This window comes from Streptomyces sp. MB09-02B, assembly GCF_033794485.1.
GTDB lineage: Bacteria > Actinomycetota > Actinomycetes > Streptomycetales > Streptomycetaceae > Streptomyces.
In genome coordinates, this window is record NZ_JARGEE010000003.1 from 16,583 (window position 1) to 38,261 (window position 21,679).

The following is a 21,679-nucleotide window of genomic DNA, read 5'->3' on the forward strand; positions in this document are numbered from 1 at the left end:
TAACTGAAAGGCATTCGGTTTCCGGTAATGTAGGCGCCGCCCAGACGACGGGGAAGAGTTTTACTGAATGTCATTCGGTAACTTCTGGGTTACGGCACATGAGGACGAGGAGCCACCGTGGGACGGCCGCGCACACCCCTGCTGGACCGCCGGCGCATCGGTGCCGCGGCACTGCGCCTGGCCGACGAGAAGGGTGCCTTCTCCATCCCGGCCCTGGCCAAGGCCCTGGGGGTCGCCCCCTCCGCGCTCTACCACCACGTCACCGGCCGCGACGAGATCATCTCGCTGATGCGCGAGGAACTCGCCCTGGCGACCGGAGACGACCAGGACTGGTCGCAGCCCTGGGAGGAGACCCTGGAGGGCTGGGCCCGCTCCTATCTGGCCGCCTTCGCCGCCCACCCGGGGGCGGTTCCCCTGCTGGCCACCGCCCCGCTGGCCGAACCGTTCATGCACGTGATGTACGAGAAGGTCGCGAAGCTGCTCCTGGACGCGGGTTTCGCCACGCACGAGGTGATGCCGCTGATCACCGCACTGGAGAGCTTCGTTCTCGGTTCCGCCCTCGACCTGGTGGCGCCGCCCGTGATGGTCTCCGACGTCGCCCGCGAGGCGACTCCGCACCTCAGCGCCGTACTCGACCAGACCCCCGCCGACCGCAGCCGCGCCACCCTGGCCTTCGACCTCGGGCTGCGCGCCCTGCTTATCGGATTTCGCGACCTGCTGGATCGCTGACAGCGCTCGCGCACGTCGCCGGACCCGGCCGGTCGACGCGACACCACGACCCCGTCGGCCCGCATACTGCGCCCTCGGCACCTGGTGCCCCGCAGCCGCGTTGGTGGGACGATCGCTCGTGGCGGCATCCATCAACTGCTGCCCAACGGGAGCTGCTTCCCGCATATGGCCGACTGGGGGTCTCGGACGCGACCGGCGCCCGGCGGCCCGCGGCGGCGCGGCCACCGAATCATCCGCGTCAGCGAGTGAGAGACATCCCGGTCCTTGCCGATGCGTGCAGGCATCACGTGGCGGACAGCCGCTGCTTCGGCCAAGAAACCACGCCCCGGATGTACGAGCGCGGGGCCGGAAGCACCCGGCGCACGACTGGCTCCCCTACTGGCGCCCCTCGGTCACCAGGACCTGAACCTCGTCCCGAGCATGTCGGAGGGGCCTTACGCGAGGAGCAGGGCGCGGGCGAGGGAACTGTCGGAGATCAGCACATCGACCGCACCGCTGCGCAGGGCGCCGAGCACGCCGCGGGCCTTCTCCGCCCCCGCCGCCACCCCCGCCACGAGCGGGATTCTCGACAGTTGCTCCAGGGACACGGCCAGCACCCGCTCTTCGACCGGACCGGGAATCGGTCGTCCGTCGATGTCGAAGAAGCGCGCGCAAAGGTCTCCGGCTGGTTGGCGGCTGTCGAACTCTTCCCTTTCCCGCGGGTCGAGTGCCAGGGCGTCGATGATCGCCGCGGAGGAGCCGATGCCGTGACTGCCGATGCCGACCAGCGCGATGCCGACCTGTTCGGCTGCCTTGAGCGCGTCCTGGACTGAGGGCTCGGCGAGCAGGATCTGTCTGCTCGCCGGCGTGGTGAGCAGGGCCGGAGCGTGCAGGTGGCGGAATCGGCCGCCGAGGCGTGCGGCCAGGTCCCGTACCAGTTCCTCGCCGGTGATCTCGCTGTCCACGGAGGACAGGCCGCCGACGAGGGGCAGCACCTCGACACTGAGCCCGCCGTCGTCGGGGACGTGCTGCACAACCGCCTGCAGCGTGCGCCCCCAGGACACCCCGACGCGCTGCTCGGGCCGCATGGTCTCCAGCAGCCAGCGTGCTCCGAGGTCCCCGACGTGGGCGAGCGTGCGGTCACTTCCCAGGGCATCGGCCACCCGGCAGTCGCGCAGCCCGAACCGTGCGCGCAGCTCGCTCTCCAGGGTCAGGTCGCGCCCTGCCGGATCGTGAATGCTGATCTCGACGATTCCCCGTTCCCTGGCTGCGGCGAGCATCCGGGACACGTTGGGCCGGCTGACGCTGAGGGCGTGGGCGATCTCCTGCTGGGAGCGACCTTCCTCGTAGTACATGCGGGCTACCTTCACCAGCTGGTGCTGATCACGTGCGGTCGGCATGGTGCTTCCTCGGCGGTGCGTCGAGCGGCGCGGTGCGGTGGCCGCGGGGAACGCGCGTCATGACACCGCGTCGAGGTCCCGGGCGAGGAGGTCGGCGAGGCCGGCAATTGCGGCCTCCGCGTCGGCGCCTTCGGTGCGCAGGACGACCTCCTCGCCGTGTTGGAGAGCGAGGGACAGCACGGCGAGCATGCTCTTCGCGTTCACCAGCGCCGTTTCCTCCCTGCCTACGGACACCTGGCACGCCTGCTTCGCGGCCGCCTGGACGAAGGTTGCCGCGGGTCGGGCGTGCAGTCCTACCTCGGACGCGATCGTGACACGGGTCTCAGGCACAGCGCTCTCCTTCATTTCTCCGGCCAAGTACGCTCGCCGTGGCCGGGGCTGGGTGAAGCCGCACGTTACACAGCCGATGGACAGATGTGAAGAACGATTGCATCAATGTGCAAACGGCCGACCGCGGTGGCTGCGGCATCCCTTGGAGGGTGGGTCCGGGCCGGGTTGGCGGGCCGAGTTATCTCCGCTGTTACGTAGCGTAATTAGGGCCGACATCTTGTCGTGCCCCGCCGCTCGGTGCTACACCTCTACCGAACAGAGGTGAGGAACTCTGAGCAGACGTGCAAACCCGTCTGCTGGGTATCCCCGTTCCTCCCCTCGCATTCCGATCACGTCGGCTCCCCACCCCACCAGAGCCGCCTACTCGTCTCCGCCGTACGGGCCATGGGCTCCGACCGGCCTCCGCATCCCCACTCGGAGACAGAGACCTCCGTATCCCCGCTCAGAAACAGAGAGGAGGGCCGAGATGGTTACCGTTGCCGCGGCAGCCCTGGCGGCGTCGACACCCCAGGGCGAGGAGAGTGACAATCCTGTCATTCGTGGCGCAGTCTGGGTCGGCTCCCACTTCATCGGCCTGTTCAACGAGGCCGGCAAGCAGTTCACCGGTCTGGTGACCGGGATTCTCCCCACGCTGATCGTCCTGCTCACCGCGATGTACGCGCTGGTGTCGTTCGTCGGCGAGAAGCGCGTGACTCGGGCCGTCGAGTGGTCTTCGCGCTGGTGGATCACCCGCTACACCGTCATGCCGGTGCTCGCCGTGCTGATGCTCACCAACCCGATGTGCTACTCGTTCGGCAGGTTCCTGCCCGAGAAGTACAAGCCGGCCTTCTACGACTCGGCGGTCTCCTTCGTCCACCCGGTGACCTCGTTCTTCCCCTACGCCAACGCCGGCGAGCTGTTCGTCTGGCTGGGTATCGCCAGCGGCGTGCAGAAGCTGGGGCTGTCCACCGTGCCCCTGGCGCTCTACTACCTCGCCACGGGCGTCGTGGTGATCTTCATCAGGGGTGTCGTCACCGAGCGGATCACCCTCTTCCTGATCAAGAGGACCGGCCGCACGGAGATCTTCCGCAAGTTCGACGAGGAATTCACCACGGGCACCGCCAGCAGCGTGCTCACGGTGTCCGGAGGCACACGATGACGACCACCGAGCAGAGCCCGCGCACCTACCCCTCGGTGTTCGTCCGCAAGGGCTCGGGCGGCTGGGGCGACGGACTCACGCTGCGTTGCACCGCGACACGAAACAAAGTGCTGTCGGTCACGGGCGGGGGCGTCCACCCCGTCGCACAGCGGATCGCGGACCTGACCGGGGCGGAGGCCGTCGACGGGTTCCGCACCACCGTTCCCGACGAAGAGGTCCTCTGTGCGGTGATCAACTGCGGTGGCACCGCGCGGATAGGTGTCTATCCGCGCAAGCGGATACCCACGATCGACGTGTATCCCGGCGCGCCCGGCGGCCCGCTCGCGCAGTACATCACCGAGGACATCTTCGTCTCCGACGTGGGAGTGGACGACATCGTCGTCGAGGAGGGGACGGAGACGGAGGACGGTGCTGAGGCGGCGGCGCCGGACACGCCGTCGGCCGAGGGTAGCCGTGACGAGACGACGGACCCGGTCACCGTGGCCGTGGCACAGCCGTCGGGAGGCGGCGGGCTCTTCTCCCGGATCTCCGACGGCTTCATCAAGTTCAGTTCCGGGATCGGCTACGCGGTGAACACCCTGCTGGCCTCGGGCCGGCAGGCCATCACCCTGACGATCAGCACCATCCTGCCCTTCATGGCGTACGTCAGCCTGCTGCTGGGGTTCGTTCTCTACACCGGCGTCGCCGAGGCGATGGGTGAGGGCCTCAAGCCGCTCGCCTCGAATCCGCTCGGTCTCATCGCCCTCGGCGCCGTGGTGGCGCTGCCCTTCCTGTCCCCGATCCTGGGGCCCGGAGCGGCGATCGCGCAGATCATCGGTGTGCTGATGGGCACACAGATCGCGGCGGGAACCATCCCCGTCGAGTACGCTCTGCCCACCCTGTTCGCCATCAACGGCCAGGTCGGCTGCGACTTCATCCCCGTCGGTCTCGCCCTCGGCGAGGCGAAACCCGAGACGGTGGCGGTCGGTACGCCGGCGGTACTGCTCAGCCGTCTGATCACCTCCCCCCTCGCCGTGGCCCTTGCCTGGCTCGTCAGCTTCGGGATGTACTGATGAACGACCTCTACTACCAGAGCACCATCCTCCGCGTCGGCGACGAGGCCGCGGACCTCATCAACGGCGGCGTCCTCATCCTCTTCGGTGAACCGCTACCGGGCGACCTGGAGAGCCTCAGCGTGGTGCACGAGCCGGCCGAACCCCCCGCCCAGGAGATTCGACCGGGTGACGAGCTGTGGCTCGGCGAGACCCGGCTGACCCTGACCGCGGTGGGGGAGCGCGCCCAGGAGAACCTGACGACCCTGGGTCACGTGGTCGTCTACGTGGACCCCGATCCGGCTGCCGGGCTGCTGCCCGGAGCGCTGCACGCCGACGGGCCACTCGAGGTTCCCGCACCGGGAACCGAGCTGAGGCTCGTCCGCGCGTGACGTGCGGCTGGGCCGAGGTGCGGACGCGACGCGGCCACGGCGCCTCGTGCGACCCGTACAGGTCGTACGAGGGGTGGCCGACAAGCGACGACGGAGACGGGAAGGAGTAGTACGCCATGAACACCCCTGATGACAGCGGACCGGCCGAGGATGCCTGTCGCGACTGCGGCGGGACGCTCGTCGAGGGATCCATGGCGCTGCCACTGCTCGGCTCGCCTCGCTTCGCCTACCGTCTCGGCACCACCGAAGTCACCACCGAGGTGGCGGCGTTGATGTGTCTGAGCTGCGGAACGGTCCGGCTGCGCGGCCGGAATCCCGATCGGATACGCAATGCGGTGGCGGCCAGGAAGGTCCGCCACCGCTCCTCCCTCGGCCTGCCCCGCATACCGGGACTGCCGGTCCGCTCGCCCTTTCTCCCCGAGGGTGACGGACAGAAGCGGCCGGCAGTCCCCTCCCCTCCTGAACGAGGGGCCGGAACCGAAGGCCCCTGAGAAGAGGACTCATGGAATACCTGCCCCTGGCCCTGCTGCTGCTCGGCGGCTTCGTGCTCTCGCTTCTGGCGAGCGTGGCTCAGCACCGTTACTACATGCGCACAGTGAACAAGCTCGTCGCCCAGGAGCACCGGGCGGGTGTCACCCTCGTCTCCGGCCGGGCCACCGGGCGGCTCCGCGGTGCCGTGGTGCTGTTGCTCGTACGGCGGAGTGACAGTGTCGTCGAACGGGCCCTCGTGATGCAGGGGGCTTCTGTTCTGGCCCGCTTCCGCGAACGCCCGCAGCTCACCGGGCAGCTGAGCACGGCGTCCTCCCGGGCCGGATCGACTGCCGTGGCGCGTGCGGTCGAGGACGCTCGCGACCGCTACCGCCGGATGCGATCCGGCGCCTCGGTCGATCACGGCCCCGCTCTGCGGATGTGGTCGACACGGTGAGCAACGTCCGATCGAGCTGGTCGCCGTGGGGGAGCGGGCGACATGCGACCCTCGCGAGCTCGGTCATGCGGTGATCCAGGTGAACGCCGCAGATACATGGGTGCTGCCTGGAGCGGTGTACGGCCGCGGAACTCTGACACTTCCCGAGACGGGGGCCCCGTCGGCCCTGGTCGCCGGTGTGCCCGGTCGGTACCGCACATGACAGGGCGGGTCGCCTTCCTTTCCCGTCGGCGTTCAGCTGTGGCCCTGGTATGGAACCGCGTCAACGCGCGAGCGACGGGTTGCCGCAGCGGGGCACTGCCCGGACGGCGGGCCGATCGGCCTCCTGTTCGTGATGCTTGGGTGAATGGCCCACTGAGCGCCATCGGTTGACCCAGCGACTGGCCGGCTTCTCCCTGGCGACACATTCGTCTCGACCCGCCGGACCCCGTCACTCCGCCGACTTTCCGCTCCGTTGGCGCTTCGGCGAGTTGACGTGTGATCAGAGGGTTGCAGTGAGCTGACATGTTCACGTCAATCACTGATCGGCGGTCACCGCCACCCGCCCGCGGTCCCGTGCGGGTTCAGGCCTTGCCCTGGGAGCCGCACACGTGCTACCAAATAAATCACCAACGTGCATATCGAATGCACGAATGTGCAAATGCGCCTCATGGGTCGGACACCCGGCTGGGCGGCAGGAAGGGACCGGAGCATGAGCTACAGGGATCAGTTGCGGGAGCGGGAGCAGGAGCTCGGCCGACCGGTCCGGGTGGGCCTCGTGGGCGCTGGGCAGATGGGACTCGGCTTCGTCGCGCAGGTGGCGCACATCCCGGGCATGGAGATCTCCGCGATCGCCGACATCGACCCGGAACGCGGCCACGAGGCGTTCAAGCGCTCGGACCGGGGCCAGGCACTCAGCGGCGGTACGGCCGGCGAGCGGGCCGCGGCGGTGCGGGAAGGCAGGCCTGTCGTCGTCACCGACGCACTCGACCTCGTCTCGCTGCCGATCGACATCATCGTCGACGCCAGCGGTGTGCCGGACGTCGGCGCCTCGGTCGCCTTCTTCGGCCTGCTGGCGGGCAAGGACATCGCACTGCTCAACGTGGAGTGCGATGTGACGATCGGTCTGCTGCTGTCGACGGTCGCGCAGCGCATGGGCCGCGTGTACACGGTCTGCCGCGGTGACGAACCGGTGGAGTGCAAGCGGCTGGTGGACTACGTGCGCGACATCGGCTTCAGCGTGGTCTGTGCCGGCAAGGGCAAGAACAACCCTCTCGACCCGACGGCCACCCCCGAGGCGCTGGCTGATCAGGCCACGGCCAAGGGCATGAACCCGAAGATGCTGGCCAGTTTCGTCGACGGCTCCAAGACGATGATCGAGATGGTGGCGCTGGCCAACGCGACGGACCTCCGGCTCAGCCGGCGCGGCATGACAGGTCCCCACTCGACGGTAGCCGACCTGGCCAAGACGTTCCGCCCGGAGACGGACGGAGGCGTGCTTCCCGCCGCCGGCGTGGTGGACTACTGCACCGGCCCCGTCGCGCCCGGTGTGTTCGTCATCGGTCACAGCGACGACCCGGTCGTCACCGCCGAGATGGAGTACCTCGGAATGGGTGAGGGGCCCTACTACTCGTTCTACCGGCCCTACCACCTGGCCAGTGTCGAGGCCCCGCTCTCCGTCGCCGAGGCGGTGCTGGACCGCGTCCCGAGCCTCGCGCCGACGGTGTGGAACGCCGAGGTGGTCGCGGTCGCCAAGCGGGACCTGAGGGCGGGCGAACGGGTCGACGGCATCGGCGGCTCCACGGTGTACGGCCTCGCCGAGAGCGCGGACGTGACGGCGGCCGAGGCTCTGGTGCCCCTTGGCCTCGCCGCCGGCGCCGAGGTGGTGCGGGACGTCCCGGCCGGGACCGTGCTCACCCGGCAGGACGTGCGGATCGACCAGAGCACCATGATCGCGACGCTGCGGCGTCTGCAGGACCGGCTGCTGGCGGGGGAGCGGATCGACCTGCCGGTTGGGGCGCCGACCGACTCTCTGGCTGCGTGAGGAGAACGTGAGCATGGACCTGATCAAGGACGCCGAGGCGGCCCGTTCCGCTCTCACCACGATGTGGACCATCCGGCGGTTCGAGGAGGCCGTCGACGACCTCTTCGCCCGCGGCATGATGCACGGCACCATGCACCTGTCGATCGGTCAGGAGGCCGTGCCGGTCGGTGCCTGCGCCGAACTGCGCGACGGTGACTACATCACCTCCACCCACCGCGGCCACGGACACTGCATCGCCCGCGGCGCCCGACTCGACCGCATGATGGCCGAGTTGCTCGCCAAGGAGACCGGCTACTGCCGCGGCCGGGGCGGATCGATGCACATCGCCGACGTGGCGACGGGCAACCTGGGCGCGAACGGCATCGTCGCCGGAGGCGTGCCCATCGCCGCCGGTGCCGCGCTGGCGAGCCGGCTGCGCGGCGAGGACCGGGTGGCGCTGAGCTTCTTCGGCGACGGCGCGGTCAACGAGGGCGCCTGGCACGAAGGAGTCAACCTCGCCGCCATCTGGGACCTGCCCGTGGTGTTCATCTGCGAGAACAACAACTACGGGATGTCCATGTCCGTCCAGCGGGCGTTCCGCGTGGAGCGCCTGGCCGAGCGCGCCGCCGGCTACGGCATCCCCGGCGTGACCGTCGACGGCAACGACGTGGCCGCGGTGCAGGAGGTCGTCCGCACCGCCGTCGAGCGGGCCCGCGCGGGCGGTGGCCCGACCTTCGTGGAGGCACTCACCTACCGCTGGAAGGGCCACTCCAAGAGCGACAAGAACCTCTACCGCACGCGCGAGGAGATCGACCAGTGGCGTGACCGTGACCCGATCGCCCGCTACACCGCCACCCTGCTCGACGGCGGCACCCTCACCGAGGCCGAGGCACAGCAGTGCCAGGCCGACGCTCGCGACGCCGTGCGCGAGGCCGTACGCACGGCGAACGCCGCCCCCGACGCCAGCGCCGCGGAACTCACCTCCGCCGTCTACGCCGTCTGACTCATCGGAGACCTGCACATGACCACCGCACTCCCGATCCCGGCTGCCGCGACGACAGCGCGGCAGTCGGCCGACCCGTCCGAGCGCACCCTCACCTACGCCGAGGCGGTCCGCGAGGCCCTCGCCGAGGCCATGCAGACCGACCCCCGCGTCTTCGTCCTCGGCGAGGACATCGGCATCTACGGAGGCGCCTTCGGCGTCACCGGCGACCTGGTGCACCGCTTCGGCGAGGAGCGCGTGCGCGACACCCCGATCAGCGAACTCGGCATCGTGGGCGCGGCGGTGGGCGCCGCGCTGGCTGACATGCGGCCCATCGTGGAGATCCAGTTCTCCGACTTCACGGCCCAGGCCATGGACCAGATCGCCAACCAGGCCGCGAAGATCCACTTCATGCTCGGTGGCGCGGCCCGCGTCCCCATGGTGCTGCGCGCCCCCACCGGCTCCGGCACCGGCGCCGCCGCGCAGCACTCCCAAAGCCTGGAGGCCTGGTTCGCCCACGTCCCCGGACTGAAGGTCGTCATGCCCGCGACCCCGGCGGACGCCAAGGGCCTGCTGCTGGCCGCCATCGACGACCCCAACCCGGTCATCGTCCTGGAGCACAAGCTGCTGTACAAGCAGAGCGGCCCGGTGCCCGCAGGCGCCGGCCGGATCCCCCTGGGCCGGGCGGCGGTCCGCAGACAGGGCCAGGACCTCACCATCGTGGCCACCGGCATCATGGTCTCCCGAGCCGAGGAAGCCGCCCGGCAGCTGCTCGCCGAGGAAGGCATCACCGCAACCGTCGTCGACCCACGCACCCTCGTCCCCCTGGACGAGGCGACGATCATCTCGGAGGTGGCGGCCACCGGGCGCGCCCTGCTGGTCCAGGAAGCCCCCCGGACCTGTGGCTACATGGCGGAGATCGCCGCACTGATCGCCGACTCGGACGCGTTCGGCCGCCTCCGGGCTCCGATACGCCGCCTCAGCGGCCTCGACGTGCCGATCCCCTACGCTCCCCAGCTGGAGCGCGCGGCCGTGCCCCAGATCCCGGACATCGTGGCCGAGGCCACCCGCCTGGTCAGGTCGTGGTGATGGCTGAGATACCCCTGGTCATGCCCAAGATGTCCATGACGATGGAGGAGGGCACGTTCCTGACCTGGCACAAGGCGGAGGGCGACGAGATCCGCGCCGGCGACGTGGTGTGCGAGGTCGCGACCGACAAGGTCGACATGGAGGTCGAATCTCCCGTCGACGGAATCCTGGCCCGACTCGTGGCTCAGCCCGACGATGTGGTGGCTGTCGGCGAGCCGATCGCCTACCTCACCAGCGACGCGGACGACCTGCTGGGCGACCTCCTCGACGGACCGGCCGAGGCGGAGGTGCCTTCGCCCGCTCCGGCGGCGCTCGCCACCACGCCGGCTCCGCCGCTGTCCCTGTCGACCGTCGTGTCGGCCGTGCCGCTCGCCCGGAGCCGGGCGGTGGAACTCGGCGTGGACCTCACGACCCTCAACGGCACGGGACCGGGCGGGATCATCAGAGTGGTCGACGTCGAGGCCGGGACCTCCCCTCTCGTGGCGCCCGCAGCCCACGTGCCCCCCAGCCCGTCAGCCACCAACGGCGCACCGGCAGGCATAGGTGCACCAGCCTCGCGGCACAGGTCCCGCAGGGCTGTCGCCCGCCAGACCAGCGCGAGCGCCGCCATTCCCCAGGCAGTCGTCTTCCGTGACCTGGACCTCGAGGCGGTGGCGGAGCGTCGCGGCCGGTGCGGCTGGCTCAGCCTGATCGTACGGGCGTACGCGGATGCCCTGCGGGACAGCCCGCTCAACGCCCGGTGGACCGGGGAGGGCAGCGAGGGATGGTCCGACGTGGCGGTCGGGTTGATGGTGGACACCGAGCACGGCCCGGTCGCCCCGGTCCTGGTCGACCCGGACCGGTTCACGGTCGAGGAGCTCGACGCGCGACTCGGGCGCGTGGCCGACCATGCCCGCAGCGGCAAGGTGCCGGTGGAGTACCTGACCGCCGCCACCACCACCGTGCACGACCTGGGCGCCCTGGGTGTCGACGCCTTCCAGGAACTGCTCAACCCGCCCCAGGCGACCGCGCTCTCGGTCGGTGCGGTGGCCCCGCACGTCGTCCCCGTCGGTGACGGAGTCGGGGTGCGCACCCGCTGCCGGGTCGGTCTCACCGTCGATCACCGCGTCGGTGACTGCGCGGACGCCGCGCGTCTGCTGAACGCGGTCCAGCGGCGCCTGGACGACCCGAACTGGTTCGGACGGCGGTGATCCCGCCGCTCATCCAGGAGCCCCGACGATCAGTCAGCAGACGCCCCGGCCACCCGGTGGCCCCATGAACGCGCTGCCGCCCGTCCACACTGTCCGTGCCCTGACTGCCGGTGGACGTGGCGGCAGCGTGCCGTCCCGGTTCGCATGCGGGGGCACGCCACGGGCGGGATGCGGATGCCGGCTTCGCTCAGGCCGAGGCAAGCAACGCCTCTGCCAGCGGGGCGTCACAGATGAGGGCGTCCACATAGCGTCCGCGCAGCGCACCGAGCACTCCCCGGACCTTCTCCACGCCCGCGGCCAGCCCCACCACCGTGGGTATCCGACGGAGGTCTTCGAGCGAGATGGCCAGCACCCTGTCCTCGACCGCTCCGTGCACCGGGTTGCCGTCCTCGTCGAAGAACCGGGCGCACACATCGCCCACCGGCTTCGCCGCTTCGAAGGCCGCCCGATCGCGGTCGCTCAGGTGGAGCGACTCGATGATCGCCGCGGAGGAACCCACCCCCATGGCACCGATACCGAGGAAGGCCACAGCGGACTCGCGACCGGCGTGCAGCACATTCACGATGGCCGGCTCGGTCATCAGCGTGTCCCGCGATGCCTTGGCCTCCAGCAGGGCGGGCGCATGGAGTCGCTGATAGGTGGTGCCCAGGCGGTCGGCCAGCTGCCGGACCAGTTCCTCGCCGGTGATCTCCGAGGCCACGGAGGAGAGTCCGCCCACCAGGGGGAGGATCTCCACCGAGAGCTCCTGTCCGGAGGGGACGGCATGCACCATGGCCTGGAGCGTGTTGCCCCAGGAGAGCGAGATGCTGCTGCCGGGCTTGACCGTGTCCAGCATCCAGGCGGCCGCCAGATCCCCTACCTTGGCCAGCGCCGACTCGTCCGTGTGCACGGAGGCCACGCGGCAGGAGGACACTCCGAACGCGCTCTGCAGCCGCTCTTCCAGATCCAGATCGCGTCCGGCCGGATCGTTGATGCGGATCTCCACGATCCCCTGTTCCCGGGCGGCCGTGAGGATGCGTGAGACGTTCGAGCGACTGACACCCAAAGCACTGGCCACCTGCTGCTGCGACAAGTTGTCCAGGTAGTAGAGCCGTGCTGCCTTGGCCAACATGTCGCGCTCACGGGATGCCGGCATGTCCACCCCCTCGCCTCGCCATCGTCACATCTGTCCAGATTGTTGCACAGTCGACCAGGGGGTGGTTCCGCCCAGGACTTACTCGTGCTTCCCGCCCCGCTGTGGACTCACGTGCAGTTCCCCTCCCACATGGACGCGGGCGTGGACGCGGATCTGGACAAGGGTGGACCGGCATGGGACTATTTTCACGTACGTGAAATGAGTACTCACAGATGTGACGTGTGGGTGAGGTCTGGCGTCCGTGAGCGTATCGTTGGGGCTGAATGCGTCACTCACCTCACGCGCCAGGTACGCCTGCCAGCTGACGGCAGAAGCCCGGCTGCTCATGCCGCTAACCGTCGCCCGCCCCAACCCGATCGACTGCTGCACTACTTGCCCGACGGGCGCGGTGAGCTTTTGAGGAAGCCAAGGAGCCGACAATGATCGAGAGCACGGAAGCCACGTATCTGGAATGCACTTGTGGCGGAGAACAACTGCATCTGCTGACCTACGTCCACGGCTGCCTGCTCACGATCATCTGTGACAACTGCAAGAAAACCACCATGATGCCCAGGGAACTGGTCATAGGGCAGTACACCCGGGATTTCCGAGGTCGCCTCAACCGGCTGCCTGCCAAGCTCCGGTCGGACGCCCAGGATCATCCGGTGCGCTTCGTCGTCGGCCTGCCGGTCAAGACGATCAACAAAGTCGCCCAGGTGCTGCACGAGATCAAGCTGATCGCCCGAACCTGACCCGGCCGGTCCGCAACGCCTCCGGCCTCACGGACCCCTTGGGAGCTGATCTCTCTCCGGGCTGACTTCTGTCTGTGGCCGACGAGTACGGCTCTGGCGTGTGGCCATCTCGGCATCGAGGGCGTGTGGTTGACCGGTGCAGGCTTCGAACTGCGGGTCAGCAAAGACGCCTTCATGACCCGAGGACATTCCGTGGTCCGGTGGACCCCGCAGCTGTCGACCGCGGGCCAGTCCCCGATCTGCGCGGTCGTGGCGCTGGAAGCCACGGCCGATTCCTTCTCCAACGCCCATGAGGACGACGAAGCGAAAGCCGACGACGAGCCTTTCGGTCGGCAATGACAACGGTCGCGTCCAGACACGACCGCGTGTGAGTCGCACACCACCGCGGCAGCGGGACCTGCCGCACTGATCGGAGAGCGTGACATGGAAACACCGCTGCGAGGCGTCGGCGTGAGCCACGGTGTGGCGATCGGCGAGGTTCGGCACATGGGAACGGCGGTGCTGGAGCCGCCCGCGAAGCAGATACGGGCGGAAGACGCGGAACGTGAGCGTGGGCGCGCTCACAAGGCCGTGGAGGCGGTGGCCGCCGATTTGCTCGCGCGCGGCGACCTGGCCGGCGGTGAGGCCCAAGCGGTCCTGGAAGCGCAGGCATTGATGGCCCTGGACCCCGAGCTGATGGCCGATGTGGAGCGCCGGATCACGGTCGGCAGCAGTGCGGAGCGCGCGGTCTGCGACGCGTTCGCCGCGTATCGCGCTCTGCTGTCCGGTGCGGGTGAGTACCTCGCCGGGCGGGTGGCCGACCTCGACGACGTGCGGAATCGTATCGTCGCCCGGCTGCTGGGGGTTCCCATGCCCGGCGTGCCGGACAGCGACGAGCCGTACGTCCTCGTCGCCCGGGATCTCGCACCGGCGGACACCGCGCTGCTCGACCCCTCTTTGGTGCTCGGCTTCGTGACCGAGGAGGGCGGACCGACGAGTCACAGCGCAATCCTCGCGCGTGCCCTCGGGGTTCCGGCCGTCGTGGCGCTGCCGGGAGCGGGTGAGCTCGCCGAGGGCACGGTGATCGCCGTGGACGGCAGCACCGGAGAGATCTTCGTGAATCCGAGCGAGGAGAAGAAGGAGCGGATGGCGGCCGAGGCCGCCGCGCGGAGGGAGTCACTGGCCACTTCCACCGGCCCAGGTGCCACCTCCGACGGGCACAGGGTGCCGTTGCTCGCCAACATCGGTGGTCCGGCCGACGTGTCGGCCGCGGTGGAGGCCGGAGCAGAGGGTGTAGGGCTGTTCCGCACGGAGTTCCTGTTCCTGGACGACAGCAGTCAGGCGCCGTCCGAGGAGATGCAGGTCGAGGCTTACCACCAGGTGCTGGAGGCCTTCGGCGAGGGGCGTGTGGTGGTGCGGGTCCTCGATGCGGGCGCCGACAAGCCGCTGGACTTCCTGACTCCGGCGAACGAGCCGAATCCCGCTCTCGGTGTGCGCGGTCTGAGAACGCTTCTCGACCACCCCGAGGTGTTGCGGACGCAGCTGCAGGCGCTGGCGAAAGCCTCGGAAGGCCTGCCGGTCCATCTTGAGGTCATGGCGCCGATGGTCGCCGACCGCACGGATGCCAGGGCGTTCGCCGACGCGTGTCGTGAGGCGGGGCTGCGGGCGAAGTTCGGTGCCATGGTGGAGATTCCGTCCGCCGCCTTGCGGGCGCGGTCGATCCTGCGGGAGGTCGAGTTCCTCTCGCTGGGGACCAACGACCTCGCGCAGTACACGTTCGCGGCCGACCGGCAGGTGGGCGCGGTCTCCCGGCTGCAGGACCCCTGGCAGCCCGCGCTGCTCGACCTGGTCGCGCTGTCCGCCGAGGCGGCGAAGGCCGAGGGCAAGAGCTGCGGTGTCTGTGGCGAGGCGGCTTCGGATCCGCTGCTCGCGTGTGTGCTGACCGGTCTGGGGGTCACCTCCCTGTCCATGGGCGCGGCCTCGATCCCGTATGTGCGGGGGACGTTGGCGAAGTACACGCTGGCGCAGTGCGAGCGGGCCGCGGCTGCCGCCCGTGCGACGGACACGGCCGAGGAGGCGCGCACCGCCGCGCAGGCGGTGCTGTCGGGCGAGTGAGGGCGGCGACGACTGTTTTCGTGTGAGCCACGTGGACGGACTGCGGGGAGGCCGACCGCGTTCGCGCCCGACCGTCCCTGACTGAGTGGGACGGGAAGGAATGGGTTCTCGCACGCTCGCTGGTTGACGAGGTCTCCGCACTCCCCGCTGCATACGGGAATGCTCGGACCGTGGCTCTCGAAGCACCCCGGCCGCCCGCCAACCGGGAGTACCTGCTCTTCCCGTCCCCGGAGCGTGTCACCCGCCCGAGGATCACAGACCGGCATCCGCGATCCTGCGGAACCCAGGGGTTTCCTGGCCCGGTGGTGAACGATGGGCGGCCGGCGAGCGTATCCCGCATCGTGCGGGAGACTCAGGCTCTGGCGTCTCCGGGCGCGCGACCGATGGAACGGGGCGTGCGGGAGACAGGGCTGCTCGGCTTGGTCGCGCTGGTCACATGGGCCGCGGCCACACAGTGGATCAGTCCTGAATGGACGCCGACGGGCTCCCGTTCGGAAGCGACTCTGGCCTGGGTGTACGTGGGCGGTACGGTCCTCACCACACTGCTCCGACTGTGGTCGCCGACCGCCGCGGTGATCGCCGCGACCGCGTTGCTCGGCTGGTGGCCCGTGGCGGGCAGCGCTGTCGCGGTGGCGGCCTTCAGGGTCTGCGGGCAGCACAGGTCGGCGGTGCGGCGGTTCGCCGTCCTGGGCGTGGCCGCCCTGGTCGGCTACGTCGTAGCCGTACTCGCCAGCCCCATGCCGACCTCCGTGGTGACCGCGCTTCACCTGCTCACGGCCCTGGTCTGCCTGGGGTTGCCGGCCGGGGTGCGAGCCCTGCTCGGAACGGCGGACCGCGTGATCCGTGGGCTTCGGGAGCGCGCGCTGTTCCTGGAGGAGAACTACCGGTTGGCTCAGGCGACGGCCCGTCTCCAGGAACAGTCCCGCATAGCCCAGGAGATGCACGACCAGCTCGGCCACCGGCTCAGCCTGATCTCTCAGTACGCGGGAGCTCTGGAACTGGCATCGGCCGAAGAGGCGCGTATCGACGGTGGCAAGGGCGGCGGCGAGGCTGCTCTGATCCGCGGTACGGCCCAGACGGCGATGCGGGAACTGCGCCTGATCCTCGGCATCCTGCGGACCCCGGGCCGCGAGGCCGCGACGCTGCAGCCGGCCGAGGAGACCGGTGTTCGCTCGGATATCGAGCGGCTGATCGAGGAATCCCGATCGGCGGGCGTCGACATCGGCCTGACGTGGCAGGGAGCCGACCTGTCCGACGTCGCTGCTCCTGTGCGACGGGCCGTGCACCGCGTCGTCCGCGAGGGCCTGACCAACGTGCACCGGCATGCGCCCGGTTCGGACGTCACGGTCGTGGTCGAGCGCGACCGGGACACCGTCCGCGTCGAGCTCCGCAACGGAAGCGGTCACCCACCGCCGTCCGGCAGGACCCCGCTCGCGCCCGGTACCGGAATGGGACTGGTCGGCGTGCAGGAGCGGGTGGCCCTGCTCGGTGGGGATTTCTCCGCCGGGCCCACCGAGGACGGTGGTTTCCGGATGAGCGCCGAACTGCCCCTGCGCGAGCCCACAGGGGCCGTTCCCGGCACCCGGGGGGACCAGCGGAACCAGGCAGCCCTCGACGATCGGGTCGCACCGGCCACGACGGCTCGAACCGCCAGGCCGCATACGCCTTTCGGCTTTTGGGCGCGCCAGGGCACGAGCGCGGTGCTCGCCGCCTGCCTGGTCGGCGTCGCGGCGCTGATCTCCGTAGCGCTCTCTGTGATGCCCTGGTCCTTCGCGGAGTACCGGAAGACGGTGACTGCCCCCCTGTCCGAGACGGTGAAGCTCGGCATGACCCGGGAGGAAGTGACCGACATCGCCGGCCAGGACGACCCGATCGCGCGGCTCGCCGCCCGGCTCGTGGAGTCACCCACCCCTTCCCGCGACTCCTGTGTCTACGTGCAGGACTGGCAAGTACAGGTCCGGATCGTCCGGTTCTGCTTTCGCGAGGACCGTCTGACCGTCATGAGTGAATACGACATCGACGACGATGTCACTGAATATCCCTAGGGTGCGACGTCTATGAGCGATGATCCGACCGTGCCGATCCGAGTCCTGCTGGCCGACGACGAAGCCTTGATGCGGGCTGGCCTGCGCCTGGTCCTGACCCGCGCCGAAGGCATCGAGGTGGTCGCGGAGGCCGCCGACGGAGCCGAGGCGGTCGACCTCGCCGTCAGCCATCGCATCGACGTGGTGCTGATGGACATCCGGATGCCCCGCGTGGACGGCCTCGCCGCCGCCGAGAGGCTGGCCACCCTCGCCTCGTCGGTACAGGTCGTCATGCTCACCACGTTCGGTGAGGACGAGTACATCACCCGCGCGCTTCAGGCCGGCGCCACGGGCTTCGTGCTGAAGGACACCGGCCCTCAGGAACTCATCCAGGCGGTACGCATCGCCGCGCGCGGCGATGCCATCCTCTCCCCCCGCGTCACCCGGGACCTGATCGAACAGTACGTGCTCACCCATGGGCGACGGCACGCCGCGGCACGACGGCTGTTACAGGTGCTGACCGCCCGCGAGCAGGAGGTGCTCATCCTGGTCGGCCTCGGGCTGTCCAACGCCGGGATCGGCAGAAGGCTCTACTTGGGCGAGGGGACCGTGAAGACGCATGTGCGGCACATCCTGACCAAGCTGGACTGTGCCAACCGTGTCCAGGCCGCGATCCTCGCGCATGAAGCCGGCCTGCTGCCGACGGAGTGAGCCCGCCCCGGCGCGGATCTCGTCGACCGGAGCGCACCGCAGCGCAGCGCACCGGAGCGCACACCGGAGCCGCCTTCGCCGACCACTCGTACGTTTTCGCTGACACGCCCTCACCAGCTTCCCCTCCTGGACCGTCTGTGTCATCTACCGATCGGACGAGAAGGCGTGGCCGTTCGGGTGAGGTGCGGGGCTGTCTTCCCAGGCAAGAGTCGGACCCGGCGGTCGCCAGCGGGCGGACCGTGACATCCCCGCATGTCCTGTGGTGCACAGGCCTGTCCGGAAGGGAATCGATGGGGTGGCGTGGGAAGGCGGAAGCAGAAGAGGAACGATACGCAGGGCGGTTTGTGCGGGTGTCGCCTCCGCAGCCCTGCTGGGCATGGTCGGCGGGGCGCTGCCCGCGACAGCTGTGCCGGGGCCAGGAGCTGACGGCAGTGCGGGGGCTCCGCCGTCTGTGCGGGGCGCGGTGGGCCGTACCGTCGAGCGGATCACGCTGATCACCGGGGACACGGCGGCACTGGACGCCAGGGGCAGGGTCACGGAGGTCAGGCCCGGCCCGGGACGTGCCGGGATACCGGTGTCCGTGCGGCGCTTCGCCGGTCACACGTATGTGACTCCCGTGGATGTCGTCGGCCTGCTGGCCGAAGGCCGTCTGGACCGGAGGCTGTTCGACGTGACGGGGCTCGCCGCCGCCGACTACGACGACGCGCACAGGCGAACCCTGCCGCTGATCGTGACGTACCGGAAGGGCGCCGCGCAGGGCGACGCCCGGCAGGCACTGCGCTCCGCCGACGCCGATGTCCAACGCCGGCTGCCCGCGGTGCGCGGGGAGTCGATCACCGCGCCCAAGGCGCGGATCGGGCGGGTCCTGGCCGCGCTGACCGACCGTCCAGCCGGTCGGGCCGGTGCCCTGCAGACCGCTCCCGGCATCGACCGGGTCTGGCTGGACGGCCGCAGGAAACTCCCCGCGGACCGCGTCCTCACGGTGACCAGGAAGGCGGGCGACCCCGATCCCGGGGGCGGCCCGGTCCAGATCGGCGCGCCGGTGGCGTGGAAGGCTGGCTATGACGGCAAGGGCGTCGACGTGGCGGTCCTCGACACCGGCATCGACGCCACGCACCCCGACCTGAAGGGGGCCGTCCTCAAGGCCAAGGACTTCAGCGGCAGCGGCACCACGGACGACACCGACGGGCACGGCACGCATGTGGCCTCCATCATCGCCGGGTCCGGTGCCAGGAGCGATGGCAAGTACATGGGCGTCGCGCCCGGCGCACGGCTGCTCGTCGGCAAGGTCTTCGACGGCGCCACCGCCTCGGACTCGGGGATCATCGCCGGCATGCAGTGGGCCGTGGAGCAGAATGCCAAGATCGTCAGCATGAGCCTGGGCGGCACGGACACCATCGGCGTGGACCCGGTCGAGCAGGCGGTGAACGGCCTGTCGAAGTCCTCCGGCACCCTGTTCACGATCGCCGCGGGCAACGAGGGGCCCGACGACGCCACGGTCGGCTCTCCGGGCTCCGCGGAGTCGGCGCTCACCGTGGCCGCCGTGGACCGCGACGACCGCCTCGCCGACTTCTCCAGCCGAGGGCCGACCGCCGACAACGCCATGAAGCCCGACCTGTCCGCACCCGGCGTGGAAATCGTCGCGGCCAGGGCCGCCCACAGCCCGGGGGGCGAGGGGCCGATCCCCGGCTATGTCGTCTATTCCGGCACCTCGATGGCCACCCCGGCGGCGGCCGGTGCCGTCGCCATCGTCGCCCAGCAGCATCCGGACTGGACCGGTCCCCGCCTCAAGGCCGCCGTGATGGCCTCCGCCAAGCCGCTCGCCGGGCAGAGCGCCTATGCGGCAGGGGCCGGCCGTGTCGATCTCACCCGGGCCATCCGGCAGCAGGTGAGCGCCGAGCCCGCCTCCCTCGATCTCGGTGTCCAGCAGTGGCCGCACGGTGACGACCAGCCGGTCCGTCGCACCCTCACCTACAGCAACCTCAGCGACCGGCCGGTCACTCTCGACCTTTCGGTGGCTGATCCGGTCGGCCCGAGCGGTCGCACCACGTCCGCGGCCTTGTTCAGCGTCTCGCCGGCGCGGCTGACCATCCCGGTCGGCGGCACAGCGGACGCCACCGTCACGGCCGACACACGCGTCGGCGGACTGGCCGACGGGCTCTGGTCCGCCTCGGTGACCGCCAAGGGCGGTGGGCAGACGACGCGCATCCCCGTCGGGGTCGTGCGCGAGGTGCCGTCGTACACGCTGACCCTGAAGGTCGTCGGTCGCGACGGAAAGCCTGCCAAGAACACCGCTCTGGCCGTCGCCGGCCTGGACCGGCCCCGGCTGTACCTGCCCTACGACTACGGCGACAAGGACGGCGACGGCGTCGTCACCGTCCGGCTGCCCAAGGGGCGTTACACGGTGGACACCATGATGGAGGAAGACAACGGGAGCCGCTCCGAGCTGTCCTGGCTGGTGACGCCCCGGCTGGTGATGGGCAAGGACCGCGCGCTGACCCTCGACGCCCGCACCGCCAAGCCCATCCGCGTCACCGCGCCCGACGCACGGGCACGTCTGCGCAGCTCGCAGTTGCTCTTCGCGGCCGGAACCCCCGGGACCGGGTACTACAACGGTCTGATCGCGGACGACTACGACGCCGTCCGGGTGGCCCAGGCCGGGCCGTCCGCCCCTTCGAAGGACTTCGTCGTCCAGTACGGAGGGATCTGGCAGCGCGGAGCCAACGATCCGCTGTACGGCCTCGTCGTCACCCACAGGGGATCGATGTTCACCGGCCTGAACCGAACCGTCTCCGCACGTGGCCTGGCGAAGGTCGTCACCGCCACGGGGCCCGTCCCGGCGGGCGCCCGGGTCACGCCCAGCGCCGCCTGGACCGTACCCGGCTGGGAGGAGGTCATCAACGTTCCCGAACTCGCCGGAGTCGCGCGGAAGGCGCCGTACGGCTCAGCGGTCACCTACCTGTCGGCGGAAGGGGGCCTGCGCTGGAAACTGGCTACGGCCGTCGGTACCAAGGCCGATTCCCTGTTGGGGTCCTGGGAGGGTGAGTACCGCCGTTACCAGCCCGGCCGCTCCTACCGGGAGAAGAACTTCGACACCGCCGTGTTCGGCCCGTCCCTGCCCGAGGGCTACGGCGGAGAGTACGTGAAGTCCAACTACGGGATCTGCGTGCCCCTGTTCAGCGACGGCTCCGGCCACACGGGCTACCTCGGATCTTCCGAAGCCGCGTACCGTACCCGGTTCACCATGGGCGACACCGTCCTCCTCGACGAGAAGCAGGACTTGTGCGACACGCTCGAAGGCCGCAGTGGACTGAGCAACCGCACCGCCCGCTATCGGCTCAGCATGGACGCGACCCGCAAGGCCGACGTGTACCGCGTGGGCACCCGCGTCTCCGCGGTCTGGGACTTCACTCTGCGCCCCTCGCCCGACGCCTACGCCACCATGCCGCTGTCCGTCGTCCGGTTCACCCCGAAACTCGGCCTGGACAGCACCGCCAAGGCTGGGACCCGTATCACGGTCCCGCTGGTGGTCCAGGGCGCTGCGGCGGCCCCGGGCGCGCTCAAGTCCCTGGCCGTCAAGGTCTCCTACGACGGCGGGCACATCTGGAAGAGCACAGCGGTCCACGGTGCGGCCGGCGCCGAGCGGTCCGTGACACTGACCCAGCCGAAGACCCCTGGCCCGGTGTCGTTCCGTGCCACGGCCGTCGACACCAAGGGCAACAGCGTCACCCAGACGCTGATCGACGCCTACCGCACCGTCGGTTGAGCTGACCAGACACTGACCACCACGGTAAGAC

19 protein-coding genes are annotated in these 21,679 nt (G+C 69.9%); 16 read left to right on the forward strand and 3 right to left on the reverse strand.

From position 1 onward, the window contains the following. Positions 1-117: 117 nt before the first annotated feature. Positions 118-729: a TetR/AcrR family transcriptional regulator gene (locus tag P1P70_RS01030; RefSeq protein ID WP_319233720.1), complete on the forward strand. Its 612-nt coding sequence runs from the start codon at positions 118-120 to the stop codon at positions 727-729. A gap of 434 nt (positions 730-1,163) precedes the next feature. Here the strand turns inward: P1P70_RS01030 and P1P70_RS01035 are convergent, their stop codons facing one another. Both P1P70_RS01035 and P1P70_RS01040 read right to left on the reverse strand, forming a co-directional pair. Beyond that, positions 1,164-2,108, reverse strand: a complete 945-nt coding sequence (locus P1P70_RS01035) for a sugar-binding transcriptional regulator (protein ID WP_319233722.1) — start codon at positions 2,106-2,108, stop codon at positions 1,164-1,166. 57 nt (positions 2,109-2,165) lie between these two features. After that, positions 2,166-2,438 carry an HPr family phosphocarrier protein gene (locus tag P1P70_RS01040; RefSeq protein WP_319233723.1) on the reverse strand — a complete coding sequence of 91 codons (273 nt, stop codon included), beginning with the start codon at positions 2,436-2,438 and terminating at the stop codon, positions 2,166-2,168. 466 nt (positions 2,439-2,904) lie between these two features. Here P1P70_RS01040 and P1P70_RS01045 point away from each other — a divergent pair, with 466 nt between their 5' ends. From P1P70_RS01045 to P1P70_RS01085, 9 genes are all read left to right on the forward strand, one after another. After that, entirely contained in the window at positions 2,905-3,576 is a 672-nt protein-coding gene (locus tag P1P70_RS01045; RefSeq protein ID WP_319233725.1) for a PTS glucitol/sorbitol transporter subunit IIC, read from the forward strand. Further along, positions 3,573-4,628 carry a PTS glucitol/sorbitol transporter subunit IIB gene (locus P1P70_RS01050; RefSeq protein WP_319233727.1) on the forward strand — a complete coding sequence of 352 codons (1,056 nt, stop codon included), beginning with the start codon at positions 3,573-3,575 and terminating at the stop codon, positions 4,626-4,628. The genes P1P70_RS01045 and P1P70_RS01050 overlap by 4 nt, the downstream gene beginning before the upstream one ends. Then, complete coding sequence (locus tag P1P70_RS01055) at positions 4,628-4,999, forward strand: PTS glucitol/sorbitol transporter subunit IIA (RefSeq protein WP_319233728.1); 372 nt, start codon at positions 4,628-4,630, stop codon at positions 4,997-4,999. The genes P1P70_RS01050 and P1P70_RS01055 overlap by 1 nt, the downstream gene beginning before the upstream one ends. A gap of 116 nt (positions 5,000-5,115) precedes the next feature. Further along, positions 5,116-5,490, forward strand: coding sequence for a hypothetical protein (locus P1P70_RS01060; protein ID WP_319233729.1), 375 nt, complete (start codon positions 5,116-5,118; stop codon positions 5,488-5,490). A gap of 11 nt (positions 5,491-5,501) precedes the next feature. Then, positions 5,502-5,924 (forward strand): transcriptional regulator GutM, encoded by a 423-nt coding sequence (locus tag P1P70_RS01065; RefSeq protein ID WP_319233730.1) that lies wholly within the window; start codon positions 5,502-5,504, stop codon positions 5,922-5,924. A gap of 691 nt (positions 5,925-6,615) precedes the next feature. Continuing rightward, a complete protein-coding gene (locus P1P70_RS01070; RefSeq protein WP_319233732.1) occupies positions 6,616-7,947 on the forward strand; it encodes an NAD(P)H-dependent oxidoreductase in 1,332 nt (443 codons plus the stop codon). Between the two features lie 13 nt (positions 7,948-7,960). Continuing rightward, positions 7,961-8,929 (forward strand): thiamine pyrophosphate-dependent dehydrogenase E1 component subunit alpha, encoded by a 969-nt coding sequence (locus P1P70_RS01075; protein WP_009337342.1) that lies wholly within the window; start codon positions 7,961-7,963, stop codon positions 8,927-8,929. Between the two features lie 18 nt (positions 8,930-8,947). Continuing rightward, entirely contained in the window at positions 8,948-9,997 is a 1,050-nt protein-coding gene (locus P1P70_RS01080) for an alpha-ketoacid dehydrogenase subunit beta (protein WP_319233736.1), read from the forward strand. Next, positions 9,997-11,187, forward strand: coding sequence for a dihydrolipoamide acetyltransferase family protein (locus tag P1P70_RS01085; RefSeq protein ID WP_319233738.1), 1,191 nt, complete (start codon positions 9,997-9,999; stop codon positions 11,185-11,187). Before P1P70_RS01080 ends, P1P70_RS01085 begins: the two co-directional genes overlap by 1 nt. Before the next feature lie 187 nt (positions 11,188-11,374). On the opposite strand, the gene P1P70_RS01090 is transcribed toward P1P70_RS01085, so the two are convergent. Next, on the reverse strand, positions 11,375-12,322 hold the full coding sequence (locus tag P1P70_RS01090; protein ID WP_319233740.1) for a sugar-binding transcriptional regulator: 948 nt from the start codon (positions 12,320-12,322) through the stop codon (positions 11,375-11,377). A gap of 419 nt (positions 12,323-12,741) precedes the next feature. Between P1P70_RS01090 and P1P70_RS01095 the strand changes: the two genes are divergently transcribed. The 6 genes from P1P70_RS01095 to P1P70_RS01120 all read left to right on the forward strand — a co-directional run bounded on the left by P1P70_RS01095 (position 12,742) and on the right by P1P70_RS01120 (position 21,648). After that, entirely contained in the window at positions 12,742-13,053 is a 312-nt protein-coding gene (locus P1P70_RS01095; RefSeq protein WP_319233742.1) for a hypothetical protein, read from the forward strand. A 129-nt stretch (positions 13,054-13,182) separates the two neighbouring features. Beyond that, the gene (locus P1P70_RS01100; RefSeq protein WP_319233744.1) at positions 13,183-13,392 is read left to right on the forward strand and encodes a hypothetical protein; all 210 of its coding nucleotides are present in this window, start codon (positions 13,183-13,185) and stop codon (positions 13,390-13,392) included. A gap of 84 nt (positions 13,393-13,476) precedes the next feature. Further along, positions 13,477-15,147, forward strand: a complete 1,671-nt coding sequence (gene ptsP, locus P1P70_RS01105; RefSeq protein WP_319233745.1) for a phosphoenolpyruvate--protein phosphotransferase — start codon at positions 13,477-13,479, stop codon at positions 15,145-15,147. 395 nt (positions 15,148-15,542) lie between these two features. After that, entirely contained in the window at positions 15,543-17,192 is a 1,650-nt protein-coding gene (locus P1P70_RS01110) for a sensor histidine kinase (protein ID WP_319233748.1), read from the forward strand. Positions 17,193-17,204: 12 nt separating this feature from the next. Further along, positions 17,205-17,882, forward strand: a complete 678-nt coding sequence (locus P1P70_RS01115; RefSeq protein ID WP_319233749.1) for a response regulator transcription factor — start codon at positions 17,205-17,207, stop codon at positions 17,880-17,882. 463 nt (positions 17,883-18,345) lie between these two features. Next, complete coding sequence (locus P1P70_RS01120; protein WP_319233751.1) at positions 18,346-21,648, forward strand: S8 family serine peptidase; 3,303 nt, start codon at positions 18,346-18,348, stop codon at positions 21,646-21,648. Positions 21,649-21,679: the final 31 nt, after the last annotated feature.